The sequence below is a fragment of the Enterobacter sp. MGH 4 genome, from assembly GCF_000534735.1.
Classification (GTDB): Bacteria; Pseudomonadota; Gammaproteobacteria; order Enterobacterales; family Enterobacteriaceae; genus Enterobacter; species Enterobacter intestinihominis.
In genome coordinates, this window is sequence record NZ_KI973298.1 from 182113 (window position 1) to 188757 (window position 6645).

Sequence of the window (6645 nt, forward strand, 5' to 3'; positions counted from 1 at the left end):
CCTTAAGCCGTTTTCAGCGTGCCAACCGGACGGGCTGGCTCAACTGCTGGATAGTAGGGTTCGTTATGGCGCGCTTTGTTACGCAGACCTTCCGGCACCTCATAAAGCGGACCGAGGTGCTGATATTGCTGAGCCATATCGAGATAGCGAGCGCTGCCGAGCGTATCCAGCCAACGGAACGCGCCGCCGTGGAACGGAGGGAAGCCGAGGCCGTACACCAGCGCCATATCCGCTTCTGCCGGGCTGGCGATAATGCCTTCTTCGAGGCAACGCACCACTTCGTTGATCATCGGGATCATCATCCGGGCGATGATCTCATCGTCAGTGAAGTCGCGTTTTGGCTGACTGACGTCGGCCAGCAGGCCATCCACCGCCGGATCTTCTTCTTTCTTCGGTTTGCCTTTGCTGTCTTCTTTATAGCGCCAGAAGCCCAGACCGTTTTTCTGCCCAAAGCGGTTGGCGTCGAACAGGGCGTCAATGGCGTCGCGATAATCTTTCTGCATGCGCTGCGGGAAGCCCGCCGCCATCACCGCCTGCGCGTGATGGGCAGTGTCGATGCCGACAACGTCCAGCAGGTACGCCGGGCCCATCGGCCAGCCGAACTGTTTTTCCATCACTTTGTCGATTTTGCGGAAGTCTGCGCCGTCGCGCAGCAGCTGGCTGAAACCGGCGAAGTACGGGAACAGCACGCGGTTAACGAAGAAGCCCGGGCAGTCGTTAACGACGATTGGCGTTTTGCCCATCTTGCTCGCCCACGCCACCACTTTGGCGATGGTTTCGTCGGAGGTTTTTTCCCCACGGATCACTTCGACCAGCGGCATGCGATGCACCGGGTTAAAGAAGTGCATCCCGCAGAAGTTTTCCGGACGCTTCAGCACGCTCGCCAGTTCGCTGATAGGAATGGTGGAGGTGTTAGAGGCCAGCACGGTTTCCGGACGTACCTTGTCTTCGGTTTCGGCCAGCACCGCTTTTTTCACTTTCGGGTTCTCGACGACCGCTTCAACCACCACGTCCACACGGTCGAAACCGCTGTATTCCAGTACTGGCTGGATGGTGGAGATCACGCCTGCAAGCTTCAGACCGTCAATTTTGCCGCGCTCAAGCTGTTTATTCAGCAGCTTGGCCGCTTCGGTCATGCCCAGCGTCAGGGATTTCTCGTTGATGTCTTTCATCACTACCGGCACGCCTTTCCAGGCAGACTGGTAGGCGATGCCGCCACCCATAATGCCCGCGCCGAGTACCGCCGCGTGTTTTGGCGTTTCAACGTTTTTGGTGAGTTGTTTGGCTTTGCCCTTCACAAACTGATCGTTAAGGAAGATACCAACCAGCGCGCGGGCTTCGTTGGTGTGCGCCAGCGGGACAAAGCTCTGGTTTTCCAGCTTCAGGGCTTCATCACGGCCCAGACGGGCTGCCGCTTCAATGGTTTTCACCGCCGTGATCGGCGCCGGGTAGTGTTTACCCGCCGTCTGCATCACCATGCCCTTGGCGATGGTGAAGCTCATGGTGGCTTCAATTTTGCTGAGCTTCAACGGCTCCAGCTTTGGCTGACGTTTGGCTTTCCAGTCGAGATCGCCGTTAATCGCCTGACGCAGTATGGCGACAGCGCCTTCAATCAGTTTTTCAGGCTTAACCACGCCGTCCACCAGACCGATTTTCTGCGCCTGTTCCGCGCCGACATCTTTACCTGCGGCAATGATTTCCAGCGCGCTGTCGGCACCCAACATGCGCGGCATACGCACCGAGCCACCAAAGCCCGGCATAATGCCCAGTTTGGTTTCCGGCAGGCCGATGCGCAGGTCTGGGGTCGCCAGACGGTAATCAGTGGCTAACACGCATTCGCAGCCGCCGCCCAGCGCGTAACCGTTAACGGCAGAAAGGGTCGGGACAGGCAGATCTTCCAGACGATTAAAGACGCTGTTCGCAAAGTGCAGCCACTGGCTCAGCTGTTCTTCGGGCACCAGGAACAGCGACAGGAATTCGGTGATATCCGCGCCAACGATAAAGGCCGCTTTGTTGGAGCGCAGCAGCAGCCCTTTCAAATCTGATTGCTTTTCAAGTACATCCAGCGCCTGGCCAAGACTGGCCACCGTCGCGGTATCAAGCTTGTTCACTGAGCCGGGGGCATCGAACACCAGTTCGGCAATGCCATCTTCCAGCCAGTCTACGTACAGGGTGTCGCCTTTGTAGAGCATGTCGGTCTCCTGAATCCAGCAATTGGATCTGGTCATACCAGATGAAACGGAGTGTGGAATTTATGTTAATAAAATGCAAATTAGTCATTAAGAAATTGCTGCGCTGATCACGGTCGGTGGAAATCACGCAGCCGGAGTGAGGTGTGCTAAGATGCGATGACTTGAGGTCAAAAAAACGAAAGGAAGAATGATGGACTCACTGGCTTCGCTTTATAAAAATCATATCGTTACCCTACAGGAACGTACCCGCGATGTACTGGCCCGCTTCAAGCTGGATGCCCTGCTGATCCACTCCGGCGAGTTGATGAATACTTTTCTTGATGACCACGCTTATCCCTTCAAGGTTAACCCGCAGTTTAAAGCCTGGGTGCCTGTCACGCAGGTTCCAAATTGCTGGCTGCTGGTGGATGGCGTGAACAAGCCGAAACTGTGGTTCTACCTGCCGGTCGATTACTGGCACAACGTGGAGCCGCTGCCGACCTCATTCTGGACCGAAGAAATTGACGTGATTGCGCTGCCAAAAGCAGACGGCATTGGCAGCCAGTTGCCAGCGGCGCGTGGGAACATCGGCTACATTGGTCCGGTTCCTGAGCGTGCGCTGGGTCTGGATATTCCGGCAGATAAACTCAACCCGAAAGGCGTGCTGGATTATCTGCACTACTATCGCGCCTACAAGACCGACTACGAACTTTACTGCATGCGTGAAGCGCAAAAAACGGCGGTGAATGGCCACCGTGCGGCGCACGAAGCGTTCCAGTCCGGTATGAGCGAGTTCGATATCAATCAGGCCTACCTGACGGCGACCGGCCACCGCGATACCGACGTGCCGTACAGCAACATCGTGGCGCTGAATGAACATGCCTCGGTTCTGCACTACACCAAACTGGATCATCAGGTTCCGGCTGAGATGCGCAGCTTCCTGCTGGACGCGGGGGCTGAGTACAATGGCTATGCGGCAGACCTGACCCGTACCTGGGCGGCGAATGCGGATACTGATTTTGCGCAATTGATCAAAGACGTGAACGACGAACAGCTGGCGCTGATTGGCACCATGAAGGCCGGAACCAGCTACGTGGATTATCACATCCAGTTCCATCAGCGCATCGCTAAACTGCTGCGTAAGCATCAGATTGTCAAAGACATGAGCGAAGAGGCGATGGTTGAGAACGATCTGACCGGGCCATTTATGCCGCACGGTATCGGCCACCCGCTGGGTTTACAGGTTCATGACGTCGCGGGCTTTATGCAGGATGATACCGGTACGCACCTGGCGGCACCGTCTAAATATCCTTATCTGCGCTGCACCCGCGTTCTGGCGCCGCGTATGGTATTGACCATTGAGCCGGGCATCTACTTTATTGAATCCCTGCTGGCGCCGTGGCGGGAAGGGCAGTTCAGCAAGCACTTCAACTGGGAGAAAATTGAAGCGCTGAAGCCGTTTGGCGGCATTCGTATCGAGGATAACGTGGTTATTCACGAGAACAGCATTGAGAACATGACGCGAGATCTGAAGCTGGCCTGATGGAAAGCTGGCTGATACCGGCCGAGCCGGTCACCTTTGTTGAGGAAATCAAGAAAAGCCGCTTTATCACGCTGTTGGCGCATACTGACGGCGTGGAGGCGGCGAAGGCGTTCGTCGAGTCCGTCCGCGCGCAGCACCCCGATGCCCGCCATCACTGTGTGGCGTGGGTCGCAGGGCCGCCAGACGACTCACAGCAGCTCGGGTTTTCTGACGACGGTGAACCGGCGGGTACGGCCGGAAAACCGATGCTATCCCAGTTGATGGGCAGCGGCGTGGGTGAAATCACCGCCGTCGTGGTCCGCTACTACGGGGGCATTTTGTTAGGCACCGGAGGGCTGGTTAAGGCCTACGGAGGGGGTGTCCAGCAGGCGCTTAATCTGCTGATAACAACCCGCAAAACGCCACTTACGGAATATACTTTGTTATGCGATTACGCCCAGCTATCGGGTATCGAAGCACTGCTTAAACAGTTTAACGGCGTCATCGCACACAGTGATTATCAGGCAATGGTGCAATTACGCGTGGCGCTTCCTCAGGCGGAACTGGCTGCTTTTTCAGCAAAACTCGCTGATTTTAGTCGCGGTTCATTGCAATTACTGCCGATTGAAGAATAATCCCCACCTCACAATTTTGAATACCTAAGGAAGCGGCAGAGATGCATTTTCGTGCCATTACCCGAATCGTTGGATTGCTGGTCATACTTTTCTCCGGGACAATGATCATTCCCGGACTGGTGGCGCTCATCTACCGGGACGGCGCGGGGCGTGCATTTACGCAAACCTTTTTTGTCGCGCTGACGATTGGCTCCCTGCTGTGGTGGCCAAACCGCCGTGAGAAAGGTGAACTGAAATCCCGGGAGGGTTTTCTGATCGTGGTCCTGTTCTGGACGGTACTGGGAAGCGTGGGTGCACTGCCGTTTATCTTCTCTGAACAACCGAATCTCACCGTCACGGATGCGTTTTTTGAATCGTTCTCCGGATTAACGACCACCGGGGCCACCACGCTTGTGGGGCTGGATTCACTCCCGCATGCAATTCTCTTTTACCGGCAGATGCTCCAGTGGTTCGGCGGTATGGGGATCATCGTGCTGGCGGTGGCTATCCTGCCGATTCTGGGCGTCGGGGGGATGCAGCTTTACCGGGCTGAAATGCCTGGCCCGTTGAAAGATAACAAGATGCGCCCGCGTATTGCGGAGACGGCGAAAACCCTTTGGCTTATTTATGTCCTGCTGACGGTGGCCTGCGCGCTGGCGCTGTGGTTTGCCGGGATGCCTGCGTTTGATGCCATCGGGCACAGCTTTGCCACTATCGCTATCGGCGGGTTCTCCACCCACGATGCCAGCGTTGGGTACTTCGACAGCCCGACGATCAATACCATCATTGCCATCTTTTTGCTGATCTCAGGCTGTAACTACGGTCTACACTTCTCGTTGCTTAGCGGCCGGAGCCTGAAGGTGTACTGGCGCGACCCGGAATTCCGGATGTTTATTGGCGTCCAGTTGACCCTGGTGATCATCTGTACCCTGGTACTGTGGTTCCACGATGTCTATAACTCGGCGGTCACGACCCTGAACCAGGCCTTCTTCCAGGTGGTATCGATGGCGACAACCGCCGGTTTCACCACGGACAGTATTGCGCGTTGGCCGCTGTTCCTGCCGGTGCTGCTGTTGTGCTCTGCGTTTATCGGCGGCTGTGCCGGGTCGACGGGCGGCGGCCTGAAGGTGATCCGTATTCTGCTGCTGTTCAAGCAGGGGAACCGTGAACTTAAACGTCTCGTCCACCCGAATGCGGTTTACAGCATCAAGCTGGGCAATCGTGCACTGCCGGAGCGTATCCTCGAAGCGGTGTGGGGATTCTTCTCCGCTTATGCGCTGGTCTTTATTGTCAGTATGCTGGCGATTATCGCCACGGGCGTGGATGATTTCTCTGCCTTCGCCTCTGTGGTGGCAACGTTAAACAACCTGGGGCCGGGGCTGGGTGTCGTGGCGGATAATTTCGCCAGTATGAACCCGGTGGCAAAGTGGATCTTAATCGCCAATATGCTGTTTGGTCGTCTTGAGGTCTTTACGCTGCTGGTGCTGTTTACCCCAACATTCTGGCGTGAGTAAGGAGACATTGGTGAAAACGTTAATTCTTTTCTCAACGCGTGATGGGCAAACGCGTGAGATTGCTTCATATCTGGCTTCTGAACTCAAAGAGCTGGGCATTTATTCTGATGTGGTGAACCTGAATCGCACTGAACAGCTTGCCTGGCAGGATTACGACCGTGTGGTCATTGGCGCTTCAATTCGTTACGGTCATTTCCATCCGGCGCTGGATCGCTTTGTGAAAAAGCATACGGCGGAGCTCGCTAAGCTGCCCGGCGCGTTTTACTCGGTCAACCTGGTTGCCCGTAAAGCAGAGAAGCGTACACCACAGACTAACAGCTATACGCGCAAGTTTTTGCTGAGCTCGCCATGGCAGCCCGATATCTGTTCTGTCTTTGCGGGCGCGCTGCGTTACCCGCGTTACCGCTGGTATGACCGCTTTATGATCCGCCTGATCATGAAGATGACGGGCGGGGAAACGGATACGCGTAAAGAAGTGGTTTATACCGACTGGGATCAAGTGGCCAGTTTTGCCCGTGAAATTGCACGTTTAACGGACGATTCGCGGGTTAAATAAGCGTTGAGTTTGAAAAGTGAGCGAACGAAAAGTTTTTTGTATTTAGTGCTTGTCACTTCAGAAGAACTCCCTATAATGCGCCTCCACTGACACGGAACAACGGCACACACGCCGCCGGGTCAGCAGAGAAAAGCAAAATAAACGCTTGACTCTGAAGCGGGAAAGCGTAATATGCACACCCCGCGCCGCAGCGAAAACGTAGCGGCACTGCTCTTTAACAATTTATCAGACAATCTGTGTGGGCACTCAAAGTGACATGGATTCTTAA

The 6645-nt window shown here is 55.4% G+C and carries 5 protein-coding genes; 4 read left to right on the forward strand and 1 reads right to left on the reverse strand.

Annotation, left to right across the window (positions count from 1 at the left end):
• Window positions 1–2: 2 nt before the first annotated feature.
• The gene (gene fadB / locus L350_RS00925) at window positions 3–2192 is read right to left on the reverse strand and encodes a fatty acid oxidation complex subunit alpha FadB (RefSeq protein ID WP_023307160.1); all 2190 of its coding nucleotides are present in this window, start codon (window positions 2190–2192) and stop codon (window positions 3–5) included.
• A 190-nt stretch (window positions 2193–2382) separates the two neighbouring features.
• Here fadB and pepQ point away from each other — a divergent pair, with 190 nt between their 5' ends.
• From pepQ to hemG, 4 genes are read left to right on the forward strand one after another with little or no spacing between them, the layout of a single operon-like run.
• Complete coding sequence (pepQ, locus tag L350_RS00920; protein ID WP_022649738.1) at window positions 2383–3714, forward strand: Xaa-Pro dipeptidase; 1332 nt, start codon at window positions 2383–2385, stop codon at window positions 3712–3714.
• Complete coding sequence (locus L350_RS00915) at window positions 3714–4328, forward strand: IMPACT family protein (RefSeq protein ID WP_015572737.1); 615 nt, start codon at window positions 3714–3716, stop codon at window positions 4326–4328. Before pepQ ends, L350_RS00915 begins: the two co-directional genes overlap by 1 nt.
• 41 nt (window positions 4329–4369) lie before the next feature.
• Window positions 4370–5821: a Trk system potassium transporter TrkH gene (gene trkH, locus L350_RS00910; protein WP_022649737.1), complete on the forward strand. Its 1452-nt coding sequence runs from the start codon at window positions 4370–4372 to the stop codon at window positions 5819–5821.
• Window positions 5822–5831: 10 nt separating this feature from the next.
• Window positions 5832–6377 (forward strand): menaquinone-dependent protoporphyrinogen IX dehydrogenase, encoded by a 546-nt coding sequence (gene hemG, locus L350_RS00905; RefSeq protein WP_023298846.1) that lies wholly within the window; start codon window positions 5832–5834, stop codon window positions 6375–6377.
• Window positions 6378–6645: the final 268 nt, after the last annotated feature.